Here is a 23316-nt window from a genome sequence, read left to right as displayed (position 1 = left end):
ATCGATTTGCTTTTTATCTTTCTTTGCGACTCATTAACGAGCTGCGTAGAATGTATAATTATTTACTACTTGTTTGAATGCCAAGACGCCAGCCTGGTTTAATTCAACTGCCATTTCCTGACCGTCAGGTAAAAACATAACTACTTTATCCTCATCTTCGAAACGAAGTAATTTATTGCTTTCTCCATCTGCTTCAACGCTCCAGCTTTTATCTGATTTGTCAAAAACAAGGTCGATTGCTTTTTCACCTTCTTTTTCGATGTGGTATCCGTCTGCTTTTGTTTCCACAGTATAAATACCTTTTTCAGTGTTTATTGTTTTCACTGTACCTGCATCTGCTACCGGATTGTTACCACTCCAGAATTCAATAGAGTTAAGTACTAATACATCTGCAACAGCAGCGATTTCATAAACAGGTACGATCCAGAATGCGATAAATACCAATTCATTGATAAACTTGCTATCGATATTTCTGTTCCAATCTAATAATTTGTTTGACAGGCTGAAAGAGCCAATACAAGACGAGAATAGAACACTGCTAGCAACAGTTGCTGCAACCAATACGCTTAAACTTTTTCTCTTCATACTATTAATTTAAAAATGTTATAGGCAGCGAAGATAGAAACTTTTTACAGATTGCAGATAGAGAAGCGTCAAAAAAGAGATGAAAAAAGGGGGATTATTTTTCATATTGGCAGATTATTTTTTGTTTTATGATTGAATTGTTTGCGCTTGTCTTCGACATAGGAGCAAGTTGTGCTATTTGTAAATTTCATAAGTAATAAGTAACTTTGTGCGTATAATCAAGTTAAACAAAAGAGAAATTATGGAAGAGAAAAAAAGTCTGAAGCGTTCGAGTGATAAAATGATTGCAGGTGTTTGTGCAGGTATTGCCAACTATTTTAACCTGGATAAGACTCTTGTACGCGTCGCTTATGTGTTATTGAGCTTTTTTACTGCATTTGCCGGGGTCATCGTTTATTTTATCCTCTGGCTTGTGATGCCCAAAGAGGAGAATGTGTAAAGAATGGGGTTTGAGTTAACTTCTTCTTTTAGTCCCACCGGAGATCAACCGGAAGCCATCGCTGCATTAACAGAAGGAATCCGTTCAGGGGTTCCTTTTCAAACGCTGTTAGGGGTAACCGGTTCCGGGAAGACTTTTACCATAGCCAATGTCATAAAGGAAATCCAAAGGCCCACATTGATTTTGAGCCATAATAAGACCTTGGCGGCACAGTTATACAGTGAATTTAAGTCTTTCTTCCCCCATAACGCCGTAGAATATTTCGTTTCTTATTACGATTATTACCAACCGGAAGCTTACCTACCTACCTCGGATACCTATATAGAAAAAGACTTGGCAATAAATGAAGAGATTGATAAACTTCGTTTACGTGCTACGGCCTCCCTGTTGTCGGGAAGAAAAGACGTGATAGTCATTTCTTCTGTTTCTTGTTTGTATGGTATGGCTGACCCGACGGCCTTTGCCGAGAGGGTGACTTTTCTTAAAAGAGGCATGGTCATCAACCGCGACGTCCTGTTGCGTCGTTTTGTAGATGCCTTATATACGAATAATAAAATAGATTTCCACAGTGGTACTTTCCGGGTGAATGGCGATACGGTAGACATTTTTCCGGCCATAGAATCGTTTGATGGGCTGGCTTATCGCATTGAGTTTTGGGGTGATGAGATAGAACGTATATCTTCGTTTAACCCGGTGACCGGGCAGGAAATCGATGAGCAGGAGGAGTTAAATATTTATCCTACCAATCTCTTTGTCACCACACAGGATCGTTTGCATTCGGCCATCGGGCAGATTGATGTCGATCTGGGTACCCAGGTGGAGTATTTCAAGCAGATAGGTAAACCTTTTGAAGCCAAGCGGCTTTATGAGCGGGTGACATTCGATCTGGAGATGATCCGGGAACTGGGGCATTGTTCCGGCATAGAGAATTATTCCCGTTACTTTGATGGACGGGCTGCCGGGGAACGCCCATACTGTCTGTTGGATTATTTCCCGGATGACTTTCTCTTGGTCGTGGACGAAAGCCACGTGACGATTCCACAAATACGTGCGATGTACGGCGGAGATTATTCCCGCAAAAAGAACCTGGTCGAATATGGTTTCCGTCTGCAGGCTGCGATGGACAACCGCCCGCTTACCTTTGACGAGTTTGAGTCGTTGACGCATCTGGCTATTTATGTGAGTGCTACACCGGCAGATTATGAGTTGATAAAAAGTGAAGGGGTTGTGGTCGATCAGCTGATCCGCCCTACCGGCCTTTTGGATCCTATTATCGATGTACGTCCGAGCTTGAATCAGATAGATGATTTGATGGAAGAGATCACCCAACGTACGGCATTGAATGAACGGGTGTTGGTGACCACCTTGACCAAGCGTATGGCCGAGGAGCTTACTTCTTATCTGACCCGTATGGGAATCCGGTGTAATTATATACACAGTGATGTGGATACGTTAGACCGGGTAAAAATTATGGATGATCTGCGAAAAGGTTTATTCGATGTCTTGATCGGAGTAAACTTATTACGTGAGGGACTTGATTTACCGGAGGTCTCTCTGGTGGCTATTCTGGATGCGGATAAGGAAGGATTCTTGCGTTCCCACCGTTCATTGACACAGACGGCCGGTCGTGCCGCGCGTAATATTCATGGCAAGGTCATATTCTATGCCGATAAAATCACAGAGAGTATGCGACTGACCATAGAGGAAACCAATAGGCGGCGTGAAAAGCAGTTGGCTTACAATGAATTACATGGGATTACACCGAAACAAATCGTTAAGACCAGTGTTTCTCTATTGGGAGAAAAGCAATCTTCTATTCTCGAGGCCAATGCCTACGTGGAGCCGGAAGCCAGCCTGGTAGCCGATCCGGTGGTTCAGTATATGAATCGTACACAGCTTGAAAAGGCTATAGACCGTACGAAGAAGTTGATGACGGAAGCAGCCAAGAAACTGGAATTTATAGAGGCCGCCCAATACCGCGATGAATTGATCAAGTTGCAGGATCTGTTAAAGACAAAGGAATAAAAACGGTTTATAATAAACGATTCTCTATGTATCTAAAGCTGTATATCTTTCTCCCTTTTCTTCTCTTCCTTTCCTTTTTTTGTGGAAAAGCACATGCGGTTGCCTATAAGGAAGAAGATCGTATCCTTTTTGAGCGTTATCTGTTGGCAATGGAATCGAAAAAGGCACTACCTACGGCCGATTTGCTTCTGGAGACAGCTCGTTTCTTTCTGGGAACTCCTTATGTGGCCTCTACCTTGGAAAAGGAGCCGGAGGAGTTGGTTGTCAACCTGCGGGAAATGGATTGTATTACTTTCGTGGAGAACGTCATCAGCCTGACCCGGACATTGCAGGAAGAATATCCTTCTTTTGAACGGTTCTGCTTTCACTTGCAACAATTACGTTACCGCCAAGGACGTATTACGGATTATACCGATCGTCTGCATTATACGACCGACTGGATGTATGAGAATGAAAGACGAGGCATTTTTCGAGATGTTACAAAGGAAGTGGGAGGGGAGGTTTTGCCCTTGCGGCTTTCTTTTATGTCAACCCATCCGGGAAGTTATCGCCCCTTGAAGAATGCTCCCGATAAAGTTGAGAGAATGGCCCGGATAGAAAAAGAGATCAGTCGGCGTACCTATTATTTTATTCCGAAAGACAGGATAGAGGCGTTGGCCGATTCCATACAAAAGGCGGATATTGTCGGTTTTGTGACTACAATAGATGGATTGGATCTTTCTCATGTCGGCATTATTTACAGAGAGGGGGATAAACTTACTTTTATGCATGCTTCTTCTGTAGCCCGAAAGGTGATCGTGAATGAAGAGTCGTTAATCGAGTATACCCAACGTATACAATCGAATAAAGGAATTATGCTCTTGCGCCTGCCTCTCTCTACTCTATCTCAAAAGTAAACCGAAGCCCTATATTGTCGTACTTGCCTTTATTGAATCCGGCGAATAAGGCAATATTGAATACCTGATTACCCAAACCATACCCTACCTCCGTATAACAGGGAAGTGCCGGTGTCCACAACTGCCCCAGATAACACCGTTCGGATAATACATAACGGGACGCATTTTTATTCAATAATTGCATAAGAATAAACGGGCTTTCGTACATCAGATGAGCCTGTACATACTTGTCTGAGGCGTTGAACCATTCCCTTTTTAAGGTATGAAAAACACCGCCTATTCTCTCATCCCATGATTCGGGGAAGTTACGACGGGCGAAGTACCGGAACTCCGCAAAATAGAGTGATTTCTTGCGTGTGTAGAAACCTCCGCTCAAGTGGTAATTGAAGCGTTGGGTGAGTCCTAAGTTCAGGCTCTGGTGTATGTCTCCTTCCACACGCCCATAATTTCCGGAACTTTGAAGGATATTGGGTATGCCTTGGGCAATTTCAATGGATATTGTCGGATAATAGGAATAGACATATTCTTTTCTCTTTCCATTCATCCGGTAAAATTGGCGGGGGGTATAGGTGAAATAGATAGCCGGAGTAAAATCATAAAAGGTTTCGGTTATTAAATCCTCAATTTCCTCTCCGGGATCAACCTGTGTCTGAGGCTTCACGGGGCTACGACGGTGGAAAGCCACACTGCTTCCGAATTGTAATCCATTCGATATCTCGATGCAGTTGTGTAAGTCTACATAATGATGTTTGTAATACTTCAGGTTTAATGCATCAAAGTTAAAAGATGAATCTTGTAAATGTGCATTGATATCTTGCATCATCCGCGAGGAGTAGGTCTGATTATCATTGGCCAATAAGAGCTGCACTGTCCCTTTTTTTTCCGGTTTATAATTCCATTCCGTCTGTAATTTATAGAATATCTCTTTGCGTTTGAAGACAAAACCAATCTCCGGCTTGATCGTTAGTTGTTTCTCGTTTTTAAATGTTTTGGTTATACGCAAGCGTTGTTTATACGTTATCCCGTTTCGCGATGAATACCCCAATTGCAGGGGATTCAGAATGCCCGAATACCGGATACGCGTGGAGGGGGAGGTGTAGTTTATATTGCTGGTGAGTTGTTCGGTTAACTTCAGGTAATCTATCGTCTCGGTAGTATCCTTCTCTCCTTTTTTCCGTGTGGGGTAATGGATTTCATATATTCTCTTTTCCTTTTCAGTCAATGGAATGTCTCTTGTTCTATTCCAAAAGGCAGTATCTTGCGTATGAAGAACAGGGTCTGTTGACAGGCTATAATAATGCGTCAGATCCAAAGGTTTCCATTCCCGTTTGGCTCCTTTGACTTTTTCTTTCTTTTCTGTCCATTCCACCTCTTTGTAATGAAAGGATGAATGGTATGTCGATTCAACTCTGTTGCCCAATACATTGTAACACAGGTGTAGGTCGACTTTGTTGGGCAGAATAAGCTGACCGTATGCATGCCCCAGCTCCATATGCATATCAAATGCCGCAAAGTCTACGCGACCCACGACATGGATTTTTTCAATTCTCCATTCGTCTTCTTTGATATATAAATCTCCACTTAGCAGTCTTTGGCTTACTTGTTTCGGCAGGAAACGGATCTTAAAGATCCTGCTTTCTCCCACCTCCTCTATTGCCTCCAGGTTAAACGTATAAAAACGAGTCGCTTTCTCTCCTACAGGCGTTAGGATGGATTCGTCGTATACCGTAGGGGAGTATATATTGAAATTGAGAAAAGAAAGAATCTCCTGTTGCTTTTTTTCGTTCGGAATCGTATTGCCATGAATGGCTTTTAAATTGTGCTTGTATATATTCGGAGCATCATATTCCGACTCACTCATAATTTCAAAGATTATATTTTTTTTGTGCCTGTCGACCGGAAACAGATGGTGGGCAAAGAGAATCAAGCGGTTACTTTTTATGATCTCCGTTTCTCCTTTGATGTATACATCGGCTTTATAACGGGATATGGCATCGGCGTATAAGGAGGCATTCTCCATTACGTATCGCATGATAGAATCTGCCTGGGAGCGGGATTCTTCTGTGGGCTGTGTAAAGACCAAAGATATATCCTCATAAGATACTGACGTTTTGGCGGCGGAACTTATGGCGATCAACAGGAATAATATAATACAATTTATCTTGTTCAAGAGTGAAACGGTCTTTGTATACAAAAATACAAAATTTGCTCCGCAAATGCGTTAAATGTGTAGTACTCTTTTAATAATTCCGCAAAAATGCCTGCTGGAATTGAAAGATATATTGTATATTTGTGCTTCATAAGTATGTTATATAACAGTCGTGGTAAAACAGCAACATATAGAAGTCGATATTTCGGCTAGTTTATCAGAAGTATGGAGAGTTCTTAACGACAAAGAGCGGGAAGTTCTCCGAGAGAATTCGACGATCCAGCAATTCAAACGGAACGAGTTGATCTATTGCGAGGGCGACGAACCAAAGGACATGATGTGCTTATTAAAAGGCAAGGTGAAAATATTTAAAGAAGGGGTAGGAGGCAGAAGCCAGATCATCCGGATGATCAAACCTGTACAGTATTTTGGATACCGGGCGAATTTTGCACAGGAAAATTATCTGACGAATGCCTCCGCGTTTGAAGCCTCTGTTGTTTGCTTGATACCGATGGCTGTTGTCACAGAACTATTAATGGGTAATCCGCATCTGGCCATGTTCTTTATTCGCCAACTCTCCGTAGACTTGGGCGTGGCAGATGAACGCACGGTGAATCTGACACAAAAACATATCCGGGGACGTTTGGCCGAATCTTTATTATTCCTCAAAGATAGTTATGGACTGGAAGAGGATGGGGCTACGCTGAGTATTTACCTGGCACGTGAGGATTTAGCCAATTTGTCCAATATGACCACCTCCAATGCGATCCGTACATTATCCACCTTTGTGGCCGAACATATCATTGCCTTAGATGGTCGCAAGATTAAATTGATTGACGAGGAACGATTGAAAAAGATCAGTAAAATGGGATAAACTTCAAAAAAAGAACAATACGAGAAGAGGGAGCTTTCAATAGAAGGTTCCCTCTTTTTGTGATTGACACTATAAGAGGATATGGATAGGGGAGAATCTCGGCGTGATCCTGTATTTTTTACCGGGGAAATTCTATTGCCGATGGGCATCGGCAATATTGACGAAGCTGTTCAGCAATATTGCCGAAGCGCATCGGCAATGTTGCCGATGCCCATCGGCAACAGAATAATCCTTGTTTGGAAATCCGCATATCCCGTGATCTGGGACCATCCCGTATATTTCTCCTTTCCATCCTTCCTGCCAATGAATAGACGCGATTGAAATAAAATGATATATTTGTTCTCATAAACATAAACCACAATGCGCATAACTCATTTTTCTTTCTTAATCGTCATTTTCTTTATTTTTTCATTCATCTCTTGTACGGATCATGTTCCAACCCAGGCACTGTTAGACCGGGCAGAAAGGTTTATGTATACACATCCCGACAGTGCCCTCCGGATATTGGAGCAGGATATTGAATCCCAACGACTGTCTTCCCGCCAACATGCCGACTGGTGCCTCTTGCTTACACAAGCCCAGGATAGAAACTATAAGGAACATACGACCGATTCGGTTATCCGGATAGCTGTTGATTATTACCTCAAACATGAAAATCCGGAACGGTTGATGATGGCGTATTATTATTATGGTCGGATATTGCAGGATGTAGGGGATGCTTTGCAAGCGCAAAATTACTATCTTAAAGCCTTAGAATATGGAAAAAACTCCGATAATACGGCTGTTTTATTACGCATTTGTAATACATTGGGAATGCTTTATTGCAAACAAGAAGCGTATGAATTAGCCATTCCTCATTTCAAACAGGCTCTGTCTCATATCGAAGTGTTGGGAGACTCTGTCTATCGATCTTTTTCTCTTAGGAATATAGGACGTGTCTACAGGCAATTAGATAGTATAGAATTGTCTATTCGATATTATAAAGAAGCATTGAATTATGCAAATGCCTATAGCAGTCCGTCCATTTTGTTGGAATTGGGGAGCAATTATACAGAAGTAGAGAAATATGATACAGCCTACATTTTTCTACAACAAGCTCTATCTCTTTCTGTAGATTCGATGGATTATTTTCCAGCTTGTTTAACCTTAGGCGAATATTTCACTCAAATAGGTAAGGTTGATTCAGCAATGTATTATTTAAATGAGAGCAAAAGAAGTCACATAGTAAATACAGAGGCGGCTTCGTACTTTTATTTAGCAAAAATTGCACGCAGAAAATATCAATATGAAGAGATGCTTTTGTTAAATGATAAATATGACGAATTGCGTGATACAATTACGAATCAAAATCATGCGGAATCCATCCGTCGTATGCAACATCTTTACAATTATAAATGGGTTGAACAAGAAGCCGATTTATATAAACTAAAACATATAGCGAACCAGAGGAAAATTTACATATTGGTACTTTCTACGCTATGGATACTTTTTCTTTGTTCTTTCTTTTTCATTTACCTTCATCGCAGACAAAAAAAGTGGATAATACAATATAAGAATCTACTTCATTCCTTAGAAGATAGCCAGTTGCGAAAAGAAACCAACGAAAAGCGAATCAAAGAATTGGAAAAAGAACTCATCACTTCCAAAGGTACTGAAGCAGAACTGTTGTCAATAGAAATGCAAATATTGGAACACAATAATCAACAATTAGATCAGGAAAAAGAAGAGAGGGAGAAATTGAATCAAATATTTCATAAAAGCGATATTTATAATTTGTATCACTCCAATAATCGATTAGGAGAGATAACAGAAGAGCATAAAGAAAAACTTATTCAAACCATCGATAAAATATACCCGGAGTTTCGAAAAAAGATAAAAAATATCATTCCTAAAATCACCCCCAAGGAGATAGAGCTTTGCTATTATATGAAAGCTGATATTATACAAACGGATATAAGTAAACTAACCTCTGAATCTGCAGCCAATATAGGTATGCGACAAAAAAGGTTGTATGAAAAGATGAAAAAACGAGGAATATCCCTTCCGGATCTTAAAAGTGTAGTTAGTGCACTTTGTTAAAAGACAGAAGTTTACGAACCTGTTAATGTTGTTGTTAATACGAAGGTCTTCTTTTTTTCTTGTTTTTTTATCTAATTGATTAGGTTTGCAGGTATAACAAAGTGTATCTATTTAAATCTAAATTGTCATGATAAAGAAAACAAAAACTCTATCTCTTTTTTTATTCATCTTATTTATTAGTTTATTTACCAATCAATCTGTTTTAGCGGATAAAATACCAGTAACAGGTCAGTGGAATGAAAAGGATATACGTTCTTTCTCTTCGACTCCCCCTGAAGTATATTTAGAAAATAACCAACTGTCAGTCAATTTTCCGAATCTGCTATTTAATCTGACTGTCACTATTCAGGATGTAGAAGGAAATACGATTTTTAGTGATTGTATATCCGCTTGTAGCAGACAATATTCCTATGTACTACCTGTTAGCCTAGATAAGGGAACATATACAATTATTATTTCCCATGCTTTGGGAAAATTATCCGGCCCTTTTGAGATAGAATAAGATATAGTACAAACAATAGCCATAAACAGCTCGTTTTTTCTTCCTTAATCCTTATCGTTTGAGCTGTTTATGCTGTTGTTTCAATATAGATGTATAACAACTTTTCTTTTGTATACTCTGTAAAAAGTAATGAAGTTAAAGAAAATAGAGGTTGGGTAACGTATTTCAGATAAATAAAAATGAAAATTTCAGATAATCCTATACTATCTATAGTACTACCTGTCTATAATATGGAACGGTTTGTTGGAGATGCTATCAATAGTATCCTTAATCAGGCATTCTATGACTTTGAACTGATTCTTATTGATGATGCATCGACCGATAACTCTTTAAATAGAATACAATCGTTTAAAGATAATCGTATTAGAATCTTCTGCAACAAACAAAATCAGGGAAATTATCCTTCCCGGAATTTGGGTGCCCAAAAAGCAAGAGGGAAATATATTGCCGTAATGGATGCCGATGATATTGCTCTACCGGATCGTTTGAAGCAACAATTCGACTACCTGGAGGAACACCCGGATCTATTAGCCGTTGGCTGTCAGTTTGATTTTATAGGGTTGAATTATAAAAAAGAGAATCCGCTTGGGTATGAAGATGTTTGTGCCGGACTACTGCAGGATAATTGTGTGTTACATCCCTCTTTGTTGATACGCGCAGAAGCATTTCGTCAACTCAATGGATACAATGAGATTTACCGGTATGCTTCGGACTATGATTTATTGTGCCGGTTGAGCCTGTTGGGTAAGATTGAAAACCTGCCGGGTTGTTATATGTCTTACCGCTGGCACGAAGACCAGATCTCCCAAAAACAATTGCTGCAACAAAAAGAATACGCCAATCAAATCCGGCAAAATTACCAGATCACGTATATTAATTCCCATAAATGGAAAGTAATAGATCACATAACCACAAATGAAACCGGACATGCACGTATGGGGGAAGTAATCGGCCTGTATGTGATGTCAAAGAAATACCCGGATAAAGATTTTGAAGACCGAGCCGATAAACTGTTGGATGAAATATTCAATAATATCAGTTATTCAACGCCAGTTTGTATTAAAAATGGCCTTCTGGGTATAGGGTGTGGTTTGATCTGGCTATTGAGAAACGGATTTGTAGAGGGTGATGAAGATGAAGTTTTGGGGGAGATTGATTCTCATGTGCTTTATACCATTAATTATAAAAGAGAAAAGGATACAATCAATTGGGCAGGCTTGTTCTATTACCTGCGCAGACGCATCTCAAAAGTTGGCAGGCAGCTGTCACTGTTGAAAAACAAGCAAAGTATGCTCTATTTGTTAGACTGTTATGAACGACATATGCAATTCATGTCTATTATTGTTCATGAACCAGGCGTACATGCAGAACTGGAAGCCCTGTTGCAAATGCACCTGTTTGAAAACAAGGTTCAAAAGCTCCTGTCCCCCTCAAAAAAAACAAAGCCGGTATACCCGAAAATTGAAACAGGAGATGACCCTTTGGTAACTTTTATTATTCCTGTCCGCATAGATTCGGAGGAGCGATTGCAAAACCTCTCTGTTGTTGTCGATTATTTATCTGTTATCGATAAATCCCGTATTATTATTCTGGAGGGAGACGGTAAATCCCGTATCACCGAAAAGAATTCAGCCCGGAATATTCAATATTATTTTATAGAAGATCCTGGCAAAGTGTTCCACCGTACACAATATATCAATCTCCTGTTGCAAATGGTAGAAACACCCATTGTCGGTGTATGGGATACGGATGTAATCCTTCCAGTAGAACAGATTGAAAGTTCGATCCGGGAGATAAAAGAAGGAAAGGCGGCAATAAGTTTTCCTTACGACGGACGTTTTTATGATGTGTCTCCCCCTATTAGTCAGTCATTCCGAGAAGAACGGTCTATGAAGCTTTTAGAAGAAGCAGAAAGGGAGATGACTCTTAAGCTTTCCTTTGGTACCTATTCGGTAGGTGGTGCTTTTCTGGTAAAAAAAGAAGTATATTTAAACTGTGGGGGAGAGAATGAAGCGTTTTACGGCTGGGGAGCAGAAGATATGGAACGGGTAAAACGTATGGAGGCCTTTGGACATCCTATCCATCGGACCGAAGGGGCGTTGTTTCATTTATCGCATCCAAGAGTGAATTCTCATTATATTGATAAAAATACACAGTTGAAAAGCCTGCAGGAATTGATAAAGATTATCAACCTGTCAGAAAAAGAGATTCAAGAATATATAGCAACATGGGAATGGGGTTTATTTCCTGCATTTGTATAATGTCAAATTGAACAAGATGAAATCGGAACAAATACAAACAAAAACAGAAAAAGATGAAATGCTCTTACGTATTGCCCGCCATCTGATATTGAATGCCAGTTTTCTAACAGACTTGGGACTTTATCATGGAAAGATGGGAATCGTACTTTTCTTTGCTCATTATGCTCGGTATACAGGAGAAACAATCTATGATGAATTTGCCGGTGAGTTATTGGATGAGATTTTTCAGGAAATTCATGATGAAATACCTATCAACTTTGAATCGGGTCTTTGCGGAATTGGCTGGGGTTTAGAATATCTATTGGAAAACGGTTTTATGGAAGGGGATTCGGATGAAATTCTTTTTGAAATCGACCAGAAGGTTATGGAAAAAGATATCCAAAGAGTGAAAGACCAAAGTATTAAAACCGGATTGGAAGGGATATATTACTATGTCAACAAACGGTTACATTCAAAAAACAGAAATAAAGCAACAATTCCTTTCGATAGAAGCTATCTGGAAGATTGGGTAGAGATAGGAAAAAAGTTCGTTGTGCCTGAAGATAAGGTTTTGTTGTCAGATATTATTGGTGAATTGCCAGAGGGAGATTCTATTACAGAATGGCAGTTGGGATTAGAGAGAGGCTGTGCAGGGTATTGTTTTAAAAAGATAATCTTATGAAGTATATCTATCTTTTTAATAAACAAAGTCTGGCATCAGCAAGTGGTGTGGGTACCTATATCAACCAGATTAAAGAGATTATATTAGGGATGAATGATGTGAAGTTGAATATAGTCAACTATAATCTTGGTGTTAATGAGTTTTCTGTTATACATGAGGGTGTCGTTTCTGTATATAACTTTCCAGTGAATGGGGATATAACATTATTTTCAAAAGAAAGAAAACAGATGCGTAATCTCTGGTATATTTTGTTCTCTTATATCAAAATAAACGAAACGGATAAATTGATTTTCCACTTTAATTATTATCCGGATACCCATTTAGTTCCTTTTGTAAAAGAGAAGTTTCCCTTTGCCAAAACTCTTTTCACTATCCACTATTCAGATTGGGGACTATTATTAGAAGGAAATACTTCTTATTTCAGAAGGATTATACAATCGACACCTCCGTCAGAAAGGAAAGACGAACAAAATATCTATAATCTTTACAAGCGCGATAAAGAGGTCTTTGCGAAAGTTGACCATATTATAAGTCTTTGCCGGTATACTCAATCTATTTTGGAAGAAGAGTATCGGATCAATGCCGATAAAATTAGTTTAATCCCCAATGGGCTAAAAGATGAAAGGATAATCCTAACTGATCAAGAGAGAAAAAGGATTAGAAAAGAATGGAATATAGCGGAAGATGAAAAGGTTATTCTTTTTGTTGGCAGATTAGAAAAGTTAAAAGGATTAGATGAACTAATCTCTGCTTTTAAAGTACTTCATCAAACAGAGCCCAATATACGCTTGTTAGTTGTGGGTGATGGTATTGCTTCAACCTATATATTACAGGCAAAAAAACATACTTCGAAAATATCCTTTCTTGGAAGATTATCAAAAGAAGAACTGTTTGGATTGTACCAAATCGCTGATGTGGGTGTCCTCCCTTCTAAAAATGAGCAATGCAGTTATGTGGCTATTGAAATGATGATGTTTGATATTCCCTTGGTCCTTTCTTCTACTTCCGGCCTGAAGGAGATGTGTGATCATGCGGAAATAGTAGAGATTGTTGAGAAAGAAGAAAGCGTTTATCTCTCTCCTGAAAAACTATCTAAAGCGATTAAAAAGCAATTAGAAAATCCTATCCGGGAAACAAGAAGAGATTACGAAGAGAAATATACTTTAGAAATAATGTCTCATAATATGTACAACCTGTATAACTCTTTATTTACTAAATAAAATGATACGAATCGAACAAAATATAGTTGCCCAGTTTCTGGATTTACTGAAAATAAAACATACTGCCGACTATTCCAACAAACTATTTGAGGAACATCCCCACCGGAATAACCTCTATGGATTATCTTCTATGTTGTCAGCTTATAGTGTAGAAAATGTTGCCGTACGATTAGAAAAAGACCCGGCAGCATTACTGGAACTAGAAGCACCTTTCTTGGCTTATGCCGGAAATGACTTTGCCCTTGTTTACCGGATTACACCCGATAAGGTTAGTTATTACTGGCGTGAAAAGGATATTAGTGTCTCTATGGATAAATTCCTGAAGTTATGGTCAGGAGTTGTATTGCTTGCTGAAACAAACGAAAATTCTATTGAACCTAACTATAAGTCAAACCGTAAAAAAGAATTATTCCATATAGGCGAAAAAGGAATCCTGTTTTTTGCTGTTCTATTGTTGTTGGGGGTTATGGGTTTTGGTTCTGGTATCCAGCAACAGATAGGCTACTTAACTTCATTAGCTATTAATATTGCCGGAGTATATATCAGCTACCTGTTGCTTTTGAAACAAATACATATACATAGTAGCTCTGCCGATAAATTATGTTCCTTGTTTCTAAAACAGGGTGACTGTAATAATATCTTAGATACGGATGCTGCTAAGTTCTTAGGTCTGTTTAGTTGGAGTGAGATAGGACTCGGATACTTTACGGCAAATATCATAATTATCCTTTGTTTTCCCAACTTGTATCCCTATTTAGCTATTATCAATATTCTGGCCTTACCCTATACAGTATGGAGCATCTGGTATCAGGCAAAGGTAGCGAAGCAATGGTGTGTATTATGTGTGATCGTACAGGTTTTATTATGGTTGTTATTTGTGAATAATCTTTTATTTGGCTATATCGGGATACCAACGATTCGAATGACAGATATTCTGATAACCGGATGTTTATATGTGATACCTGTATTTGTATTAAACATACTTATACCTTTTTTGACAAAAATAAAGGAATTATCCCGGGTAACCCAGCAACTTAATAGCCTGAAAGCGGATGAAACTATCTTCAATAGCCTGTTAAAACAACAACCCTATTACGAAATAGATAACTCAATAGGTTTATTATGGGGCAATCCGGAAGCCACAAACAGGATAACGGTTATTACAAATCCCCATTGTAATCCTTGTGCAAAGATGCATAAGAGATTAGAGAAGCTACTGAAAGATACACAGAATGGATATTGTATTCAGTATATACTATCCTCTTTTAATGAAGAATTGGAAGAAAGCAGCCGGTTGTTTGTTGCGATGTATCAAAAGGAGAACATGGACGGCTTCCTCATATTTTTAGATAAATGGTATAAGGAAGGTAAGAATAACTATAAAGAGTTTTACAAAACATATCCATATGACAACGACAACAAACAAGTAAAGGAAGAGCATGACAGACAAAAGGAGTGGTTAGGAACTACTCCAATAAGGGCTACTCCTACGGTTCTGTTTAATGGATATGAGTTGACGGATAAATACAGGATAGAAGATCTGGTATTCTTCGCAACAAAATAAGAGTTAAAAGACATTTCATTGCTATATTTGCGATAGGGCAATGGAGTAGTCAAAATAATAATCTATCGCAACAATTTAAATTTAGTTTGTTATGAAAAAGTTAGAAAAAATGACTCTGCAAAAGAAAGCAGAAGTATTAAATGAACAAGAAATGAAGATGGTTGTGGGAGGGTATGATTCTACAGATTCTTGTTCAGGTCCTGATGGTGAAGGCAAGTGTAATGGTTCTTGCTTACCTCATCCAATGGGAGGGGGATCTAGAAATTGTGAAAAAGATGTAACTCATGTTACCGGTAAACCGTCAATAGCTATTTGTATGTGCAAATAAATTGACTTTAGCTACTAAAAAGAGGGAGTGTTCCGTGTTTTTTACTAAAATGTCTCTCCTTCTTTGTTTTAATTATTTTTTTTTTGATAATTTCGAAAAATATTTGTCATTTATACACTATACAATTACAATAATATGCTCTATTTAATATTTTATATCTCTCTTTGGTTGAGTGAATCATATAGTATTGTTGATGACTCGTCGTTTGATATGCCGCTTGTGCATGTTGTGGATAGCATCCATCCGAAAGAAGCCATTAAAACCGGAAGGTGGTTTTTGGAAGGAAGGGAATTAACAAGACAAGAAGGAGTTGATTTGTATTACGAGTATAAAATAGCTTGTGTTATTGAAGATTCTCCCAAACAAGCTGTGTTTAAGTATGGTGAAAAGGCGCGGAATGGGATAGCTGTTTGTGTCTGGTATAATAAAGAAGGAAAATGAGGAAGATATATATACTTTTGTTTGTTTGGTTAATATTTAATACTGTTTATGCCCAAAACAAGCCTTTTGCGATTAAGGGAAACACCCCTTTGCATTTGAACGATAGTTCAGTGATGTTATTTACTTTTTGCAAAGATGAGGTAATGACAATTGACACAGCAGTCATTACAGATGGGAAATTCTACTTTGAAGGTGCCAGTTGGGAAGAAGAGTTCTCTATACTCACAACAGGCAATTATCCGTACACTGTCCGGTCTGCACGATTAGTGCTTGAACCGGGAACTATCAATGTATACCTTGATAAGGTATCTTCTATTCATGGGACTCCGCTTAATGATACTTACCAGGGTTATCTGAGTGGAATAGCAATGAGAGGAGAACTGCTGAAGAAAATAGAAAATAAAAAATTAAATAATTTGCCAGCTGACAGCCTAGAAAAAGAACTTGACAAATATCCAGTCTATAGTGAATTTGCAAAAAATAATATCGGAAACGTGTTGGGAAAGGAGATGTTCAGGGAATATTGTGAAGCTATGTGGTATGGTGAGTTTCTTGAAATATATGAACTGGCAGATGAGCAGCTTCGGGCAGAAGTTAAAATATCTGCATGTTATGAGAAAAAAATAGAAAACAAAAGGAATGATGAAGAAAAGAAAAAGTTGGAGGGCAGTCAAATATTAGACTTTTTGTTAAATACTCCGGATGGGAAACTAAAGAAGCTTTCCGATTACCTAGTTGATTCGGAATATGTCATATTTGATTTTTGGGCTTCCTGGTGTGCTCCGTGTGTCAGAGATTTTAAGTATCTCAAGGAGATCTATGCCAAGTATAAAGCAAAAGGGGTCGAAATAGTAGGAGTGTCGTTTGATACAAAAGAAAAAGAATGGAAGAATGCTATCAAGAAGCATGAATTGATATGGCCACAGTTGTCAAATCTGGATGGTGGTGTGGATATTATGCAAGCCTATTTCATGCCCGGCATACCCTTTACTGTCGTAGTAAATAAAGAAGGAACGATTGTTTTTATTGGTTATCCTGCGCAATATCTAATACAGTTGATGGATTATGTGCTTGAATAGAAGAAAATAGTTGTAGTCAACTTCTCTTTGGATGGTCACGCTCGATTTATAAATATAGAACATCTTAGCATATATCAAGCAGGCTTGGCGCTGTGCTCAACATTTGTAGAAAACAATAATCTAATACCTCGAATGCCCTATAAAAAACTAAATATCTCTTTCCCTCACTACCGTCAATTAGACGTCATGGACTGCGGCCCTACCTGCCTTCGCATGGTTGCCAAGCATTACGGCCGCACTTATTCCTTGCAATCCCTGCGTGAGAAGTCTTTTATCACCCGTGCAGGTGTATCCATGCTTGGTATCAGCGAAGCTGCTGAGTCGATAGGCTTCCGTACGACAGGGGTGAAAATAAGTTTGGAGCAGTTGAAAACGGAGGTGCCGCTTCCCTGCATCCTTCATTGGAATCAGAATCATTTTGTGGTGTTATATAAGATCAGTCCCTTCCAACCTCCCCGAGGGGAAGGAGTTCTAAGGCACATATCCTCTTTTCTTTTTTTTCTCCTTCCCTTGAGGGAGGTCGGGAGGGGCCGTCTCTTCCATATCGCCGACCCAGCCTCCAAACTAATCACCTACACCGAAGAGGAGTTTAGCCGTTGCTGGCTCTCAACCAAAAGCGGGGAGGAGGAGAAAGGTACAGCCCTGTTATTAGAACCCGGTCCTGACTTTTATGAGATGGAAGAGGAGAAAGAGACTCGCCGCCGCGGTTTGTCTTTCTTTTTCCGTTACCTATTACCCTATAAAAAGGAGTTCCTGCAACTGATCCTTGGCATGGTTACCGCCAGTATCCTGCAACTGATCATGCCTTTCCTGACTCAGTCACTGGTAGATACCGGAATACGGGATTCCAACCTGGACTTTATCACACTGATTCTTATCGCCCAACTGGTGATCTTTATTGCTCGGTTGTCGGTTGACTTTATCCGTAGCTGGATACTATTGCATGTAAATACCCGGATCAATATATCCCTGATTTCCGACTTCCTTGCCAAATTAATGCGCCTGCCATTGAAGTTCTTTGACACCAAGATGGTAGGAGATATTATGCAACGCATCGGTGACCACAGCCGTATCGAATCCTTCATGACAGGCTCTTCGATCAATACCCTGTTCTCGTTTGTTAACTTTATCGTATTCGGTTTTGTGCTTGCTTACTATAACCTTACCGTATTGGGCATCTTTCTGCTTGGCAACGGACTCTATGTCGCTTGGGTGCTGGCCTTTATGCGCTACCGTCGGGAACTGGATATCAAACGTTTTGCACAGGCTGCCGGAGAACAGAGTAATCTTTTCCAATTGATCACCGGCATGCAGGAGATCAAACTCAATAACTGTGAAACGGAAAAACGGTGGCAATGGGAACGGATACAGGTGAAACTTTTTAAGATCAGCATCAAAGGCTTGGCTCTCGGACAATACCAACAGTTGGGATCTGCCTTTTTCAGTCAGACAACGAATATCTTTATCTCTTTTATTGCTGCCCGTTCGGTTGTAACCGGAGAGATGACATTGGGTATGATGATGTCACTCACTTATATTGTCGGACAGGTTGCAGCCCCTATCGAACAATTCCTTGGTTTTGCCCGTGCATTTCAGGATGCCAAAATCAGCTTGGAACGTTTAGGGGAGATTCACCAGAAAGAGGATGAAGAACAGATGGCTCAGATAAAAGTAACGACACTGCCGGAAAACCGTTCATTACATATAGAGAACCTGCGGTTCAGTTATGACGGGGCAGACAGGGATTATGTATTGGATGATATCAGCCTGATTATTCCCCAACGTAAAGTAACAGCTATTGTCGGAGCCAGTGGCAGTGGAAAAACGACTTTGGTAAAGTTATTATTGGGCTTTTACGAACCCAATAAAGGGGTTATCAAAGTGGGAGATCTGCCGTTAACCACGATCAATCCCCATGTGTGGCGTGCCCGGAGTGGAGCGGTGATGCAGGACGGATTTATCTTTTCGGATACAATAGCCAAAAATATAGCGGTGGCTGACGAAGTCGTTGACAAAGACAAATTAAAACATGCGGTCACCGTAGCCAATATCCGGGACTTTATTGATACATTACCTTTGGGCTATAATACAAAGATCGGAATGGAAGGGAGTGGGGTCAGTCAGGGACAACGGCAACGGATCTTGATTGCCCGGGCTGTATACAAAGATCCTGAATTTATATTTCTCGATGAAGCAACGAACGCCTTGGATGCCAATAATGAAAAAGAGATAATGGAGCACCTTCATCAGTTTTATATCGGCCGAACGGTAGTCGTAGTCGCTCATCGCCTGAGTACGGTCAAGGATGCGGATAATATTGTTGTGTTGGATAAAGGAAAGATTGCAGAGGAAGGAACACATGCTGAATTGACAGCTAAGCGGGGCATATATTATCAGTTGGTGAAGAACCAACTGGAACTTGGTTCATAAACCAAGTTCCAAATTGACAATTGTCAGTTGACAATGAAAATACATTAAAAATCTATCTTTTGATACTCTTTTAGTTTAAGAAATGACAATTATAGATGGAAGAAAAATATAAAGATATAGAAATTCGCAGTGAAGAGGTGCAGGAAATAATGGGTCAGATACCGGCCTGGATAATCAGGTGTGGAATAACCCTGTTGTTCATTGTTGTACTGGCATTGGTGATAGGTAGTTGTTTCTTTAAATATCCGGATATTATCACGGCGCAGGTTATGGTGACAACAATAAACCCGCCGGCCGCCATTGTGAGCCGGGCATCCGGTAAAATAAAGAAGTTATATGTTTCGGATAAACAGCGAGTGAATCCTGGAGATTACCTGGCGGTAATAGAAAATACAGCCCGTACGGAAGATATATTGCTTTTAAAAAGTTGGATGGATACGGAAGAACCGGAAGTGCACATTCCATCGGAAGCAGCTTTTCCCTTGCAACTGGGCGATATACAGTCTGTTTATATCACCTATTTGAATGCCGCACGGGAATACCGGAATTTTTCTGAGTTAGGATTCTACGAAAAGAAGATTGATTTTCAGCGAAAGCAGATTCATCGCCATGAAGAACATTACGAACGAATGGAACGACAAGCGGAGATAACCGAAGACCAGTTTCGCTTAGCCGGTAACCGATGGGAAAAGGATTCGTTGATGCATCAACGGGGAGGGATATCCGGACCTGAACGGGACAATTCAAAGAGTGCCTACCTGCAAAGCCTGCAGAGTCTGGAATCAGCGAAAGGTGGTTTGGAAAATCAACAGATACAGATAGCCCAGTTAAAAGAAGATTTTCTGAACTTGCAACTGGAAAAATTAGAAAAAGAAGGAAAAATAGCGAATGACTTTAACCATGCCAGGGAACAATTGATAATCGCATGTAGGAATTGGGAATTGCAATACGCTTTATTATCTCCGGTAAAAGGACAGGTCACTTTTACGACTTATTGGAGTGAAAATCATACCATAGGAGGCGGAGAGACGGTTTTTGTGGTCGTTCCGGAAGAGGGACAAGAGATTGTCGGCAAAGCCTTATTGCCGATAGCTCGCAGTGGGAAAGTGAAAGAGGGACAGCGGGTAAACGTGCGTTTTGCCAATTATCCCGACCAGGAATACGGGATGGTAGAGGGAGTAGTGAATAGTATCTCACTGGTCCCTGTGGAGAATAATTATATGATCGGCATATCCTTTCCCAACGGCTTGATGACTAACTACAAGAAAATCCTTCCTTTATCACAGGAAATGACTGGTAGTGCAGATATCATCACCGATGATTTACGGTTGATAGAGCGATTCCTACAGCCGATTAAAAAGATGTTATTTACGAATTAATATAAAACGAAGGAGTTAAAGGAGTCAGAGTAGTCAAAGGAGTCAGAGGTGTTATGCCACAGTTTTACTCCTTAACTACTAAGTCGCGAAGCGACTGATAACTCCTTTGACTACTCTGACTACTTTTACTCCTTTAACTCCTCTGCCTCCTTTCTCCTATTTAAATCGTATCCACTTAGCCATTTCTTTTAGGCTAGGTTTTTTACCGTACATAAGGATACCGACTCTGTAAATCTTTCCTGAAAGCCAGATTATAGCAATGAAAGAAATATAGAGGATGACTACCGAAAGGCATTTTTCCCAAAGCGGTATTTCAAAAGGTATACGTATCATCATGACGATGGGGGAGGTAAAGGGGATCATTGAACACCAGAAGGCGAGCGGTCCATCCGGGTTTTCCATGCTGTAAATACCTGCATACAATGCAAATACAAGGAAAATAGTGATGGGAGCCATAAACTGCTGGGTATCTTCCTGGTTGTCAACGGCAGATCCGATAGCTGCGAATATAGCCGCATACAACATATATCCTCCTATGAAAAAGATGATAAAGTAAGCACCTATTTCAACAAAGTTGATGGTGTTTACCAGGGCAAATATTTCTGCTCCGGGCTGATTGCTCATAGCCGACATATCCATTCCGGTGGCACCCATCTGTAATCCTTGTTGCAGCGCTGCCGGGTCCGCCTGTATACCTCCGGTGAAAAAGAAGCCTCCGATGGTGAATAATACCATGGTCAGTATCCCCCACATAAAGATCTGTGTAAGGCCTACCAATCCGATACCGACGATTTTGCCCATCATCAGTTCAAAAGGACGGACAGAAGAAACCATCACTTCTACGATGCGATTTGTTTTTTCTTCCATAACCCCTTGCATCACCATGGCTCCATAGATAAGGATAAACATATATACGATCATCGTAAAGATCATACCGACCACAGAAGCCACTTTGGCTGAAGATGCTTTTTCTGTTCCGTCGCCACTCCATTTGATCGTTTGCACATCGAAGCTGACTTTGCTTTCCTGAATGATTTCTTTCAGATTAGGGATATCGAAGGTCGCTAGTTTATCGTCTTCCAGTTGCTTGCGTATGGTTCGATTTACCAGGCGGCTTAACTCTGCCGGCACTTGTTTCTCGGAGTAGAGTGTGGCAGCCTTGGGATGTTCCAATAGGTCGGCAGTGATATTCAGGATAGCGAATAATTCTTTATCCGGGTTGGCCCGATAATCGTCCAGGCTTTTTTCACTTTCTATAAAGTGATACGTTTCCGTGTCTTCCAATAGGGGGGCATATTTCCCGGTAGCATCAATAATAGCGATGTTACGAATGTCACTCCCTTTGAGACTAGCCAACCATAAAGGGACAAAAACGATGGCCGCCATCAGGAAGGGCATAAGAAGAGTCAGTATGATAAATGACTTTTTACTTACCCTGTGCAGGTATTCTCTTTTGATTATTAATCCTATCTTACTCATGATTTTTTCGTATTAGCAGCGGATACAACATCTATGAATATATCGTTCATGGAAGGGATTTCTTCGTTGAATGATAAAATCTCGCATTGGGAAGCCAGGGCTCGAAGTAATTCCGAATTACTGATTTCTTTCTCTTTGTGGATACGCAGTTGGGTAATACCATTTTTTCTCTCTTCAGATAAAACACTGCATATATCCGGTAGCGGTTCGTGTCCTGTTTGTATGGATAAATTGAAATTGTTTGTTTTGAAACGATTGCGCACATCCTCTACATCGCCGGACAATATCACTTCCGAACTGTTAATCAGGGCTATCTCATCGCATATTTCTTCTACCGAAGCCATATTATGTGTTGAAAAGATGATAGTGTGCCCAGCCGCTTTGAGTTCCAGGATCTCCTGTTTCAATCGTTCGGCATTGATCGGGTCAAAACCACTGAAGGGTTCATCGAATATCAGCAGTTCCGGTTTGTGTATGACCGTGATGATAAACTGTACTTTCTGTTGCATACCTTTGGATAACTCTTCCAGCTTCTTGTTCCACCAGCGCATGATGTCGAATTTCTCAAACCAGCTGATCAATCGTTCGCGGGCATCGTGGTAAGAGAGTCCTTTCAACTGAGCCAGGTAAATAGCTTGTTCGCTCACTTTCATTTTTTTGTATAACCCGCGTTCTTCCGGCAGATAGCCGATTTGAAAGACGTCTTCCGGTTGTGACTCCCTGCCGTTGAAGCGAACGATTCCACTGTCGGGAGCAGTGATTCGGTTGATAATACGTATTAATGTAGTTTTTCCAGCCCCATTGGGACCTAATAACCCAAAGATTTTACCTTGAGGGACGCGGATGCTCACTTTGTTTAATGCCCTGTGATTGGCAAATTGCTTCACGACGTCCTCGGTTTCTAAAAAATACATAGGCAATTCGT

General features: G+C 40.1%; 21 protein-coding genes. 15 read left to right on the top strand and 6 right to left on the bottom strand.

Translation table 11 applies throughout. The features are described from left to right. Positions 1-33: 33 nt before the first annotated feature. Positions 34-585, bottom strand: coding sequence for a DUF3332 domain-containing protein (locus D0T51_RS02095; RefSeq protein WP_163724410.1), 552 nt, complete (start codon positions 583-585; stop codon positions 34-36). A gap of 241 nt (positions 586-826) precedes the next feature. On the opposite strand from D0T51_RS02095, the gene D0T51_RS02090 reads away from it, so the two are divergent. From D0T51_RS02090 to D0T51_RS02080, 3 genes are read left to right on the top strand one after another with little or no spacing between them, the layout of a single operon-like run. Continuing rightward, on the top strand, positions 827-1024 hold the full coding sequence (locus D0T51_RS02090) for a PspC domain-containing protein (protein WP_163724407.1): 198 nt from the start codon (positions 827-829) through the stop codon (positions 1022-1024). 3 nt (positions 1025-1027) lie between these two features. Then, entirely contained in the window at positions 1028-3049 is a 2022-nt protein-coding gene (gene uvrB / locus D0T51_RS02085; protein ID WP_163724404.1) for an excinuclease ABC subunit UvrB, read from the top strand. A gap of 26 nt (positions 3050-3075) precedes the next feature. Then, positions 3076-3945 carry an N-acetylmuramoyl-L-alanine amidase-like domain-containing protein gene (locus D0T51_RS02080; protein ID WP_163724402.1) on the top strand — a complete coding sequence of 290 codons (870 nt, stop codon included), beginning with the start codon at positions 3076-3078 and terminating at the stop codon, positions 3943-3945. Here the strand turns inward: D0T51_RS02080 and D0T51_RS02075 are convergent. Next, the gene (locus D0T51_RS02075) at positions 3926-6115 is read right to left on the bottom strand and encodes a DUF5686 family protein (RefSeq protein WP_163724399.1); all 2190 of its coding nucleotides are present in this window, start codon (positions 6113-6115) and stop codon (positions 3926-3928) included. The genes D0T51_RS02080 and D0T51_RS02075 overlap by 20 nt on opposite strands. A gap of 151 nt (positions 6116-6266) precedes the next feature. On the opposite strand from D0T51_RS02075, the gene D0T51_RS02070 reads away from it, so the two are divergent. Beyond that, positions 6267-6968: a Crp/Fnr family transcriptional regulator gene (locus tag D0T51_RS02070; protein ID WP_163724397.1), complete on the top strand. Its 702-nt coding sequence runs from the start codon at positions 6267-6269 to the stop codon at positions 6966-6968. Between the two features lie 170 nt (positions 6969-7138). On the opposite strand, the gene D0T51_RS02065 is transcribed toward D0T51_RS02070, so the two are convergent. Both D0T51_RS02065 and D0T51_RS02060 read right to left on the bottom strand, forming a co-directional pair. Next, positions 7139-7336, bottom strand: coding sequence for a hypothetical protein (locus D0T51_RS02065; RefSeq protein WP_163724394.1), 198 nt, complete (start codon positions 7334-7336; stop codon positions 7139-7141). A gap of 82 nt (positions 7337-7418) precedes the next feature. After that, entirely contained in the window at positions 7419-7619 is a 201-nt protein-coding gene (locus D0T51_RS02060; protein WP_163724391.1) for a hypothetical protein, read from the bottom strand. 18 nt (positions 7620-7637) lie between these two features. Between D0T51_RS02060 and D0T51_RS02055 the strand changes: the two genes are divergently transcribed. The 11 genes from D0T51_RS02055 to D0T51_RS02005 all read left to right on the top strand — a co-directional run bounded on the left by D0T51_RS02055 (position 7638) and on the right by D0T51_RS02005 (position 20912). Continuing rightward, positions 7638-9047, top strand: a complete 1410-nt coding sequence (locus D0T51_RS02055; RefSeq protein WP_163724388.1) for a tetratricopeptide repeat protein — start codon at positions 7638-7640, stop codon at positions 9045-9047. 127 nt (positions 9048-9174) lie between these two features. Then, entirely contained in the window at positions 9175-9549 is a 375-nt protein-coding gene (locus D0T51_RS02050; protein ID WP_163724385.1) for a DUF3244 domain-containing protein, read from the top strand. Between the two features lie 179 nt (positions 9550-9728). Continuing rightward, positions 9729-11810: a glycosyltransferase gene (locus tag D0T51_RS02045; RefSeq protein WP_163724381.1), complete on the top strand. Its 2082-nt coding sequence runs from the start codon at positions 9729-9731 to the stop codon at positions 11808-11810. 16 nt (positions 11811-11826) lie between these two features. Next, a complete protein-coding gene (locus D0T51_RS02040; RefSeq protein WP_163724378.1) occupies positions 11827-12471 on the top strand; it encodes a lanthionine synthetase LanC family protein in 645 nt (214 codons plus the stop codon). Then, complete coding sequence (locus tag D0T51_RS02035) at positions 12468-13691, top strand: TIGR04157 family glycosyltransferase (protein ID WP_163724376.1); 1224 nt, start codon at positions 12468-12470, stop codon at positions 13689-13691. Before D0T51_RS02040 ends, D0T51_RS02035 begins: the two co-directional genes overlap by 4 nt. A gap of 1 nt (position 13692) precedes the next feature. After that, positions 13693-15255, top strand: a complete 1563-nt coding sequence (locus D0T51_RS02030) for a vitamin K epoxide reductase family protein (RefSeq protein WP_163724373.1) — start codon at positions 13693-13695, stop codon at positions 15253-15255. 91 nt (positions 15256-15346) lie between these two features. Then, a complete protein-coding gene (locus tag D0T51_RS02025; RefSeq protein WP_163724371.1) occupies positions 15347-15583 on the top strand; it encodes a TIGR04149 family rSAM-modified RiPP in 237 nt (78 codons plus the stop codon). A gap of 135 nt (positions 15584-15718) precedes the next feature. Beyond that, the gene (locus D0T51_RS02020) at positions 15719-16024 is read left to right on the top strand and encodes a hypothetical protein (protein ID WP_163724369.1); all 306 of its coding nucleotides are present in this window, start codon (positions 15719-15721) and stop codon (positions 16022-16024) included. Then, positions 16021-17103 (top strand): TlpA disulfide reductase family protein, encoded by a 1083-nt coding sequence (locus D0T51_RS02015; RefSeq protein ID WP_163724367.1) that lies wholly within the window; start codon positions 16021-16023, stop codon positions 17101-17103. The genes D0T51_RS02020 and D0T51_RS02015 overlap by 4 nt, the downstream gene beginning before the upstream one ends. A gap of 132 nt (positions 17104-17235) precedes the next feature. Next, complete coding sequence (locus tag D0T51_RS02010; protein WP_163724364.1) at positions 17236-19533, top strand: peptidase domain-containing ABC transporter; 2298 nt, start codon at positions 17236-17238, stop codon at positions 19531-19533. 95 nt (positions 19534-19628) lie between these two features. After that, positions 19629-20912: an HlyD family secretion protein gene (locus D0T51_RS02005; protein WP_163724362.1), complete on the top strand. Its 1284-nt coding sequence runs from the start codon at positions 19629-19631 to the stop codon at positions 20910-20912. A 156-nt stretch (positions 20913-21068) separates the two neighbouring features. Here D0T51_RS02005 and D0T51_RS02000 read toward each other — a convergent pair whose 3' ends face one another. Further along, entirely contained in the window at positions 21069-22391 is a 1323-nt protein-coding gene (locus D0T51_RS02000) for an ABC transporter permease (protein ID WP_163724360.1), read from the bottom strand. After that, on the bottom strand, positions 22388-23305 hold the full coding sequence (locus D0T51_RS01995; RefSeq protein ID WP_163724358.1) for an ABC transporter ATP-binding protein: 918 nt from the start codon (positions 23303-23305) through the stop codon (positions 22388-22390). The genes D0T51_RS02000 and D0T51_RS01995 overlap by 4 nt, the downstream gene beginning before the upstream one ends. Between the last annotated feature and the right edge of the window lie 11 nt (positions 23306-23316).

Source organism: Parabacteroides sp. 52 (assembly GCF_010500925.1).
Classification (GTDB): Bacteria; Bacteroidota; Bacteroidia; order Bacteroidales; family Tannerellaceae; genus QVMG01.
This window is presented reverse-complemented; position numbering and strand designations above follow the sequence as displayed.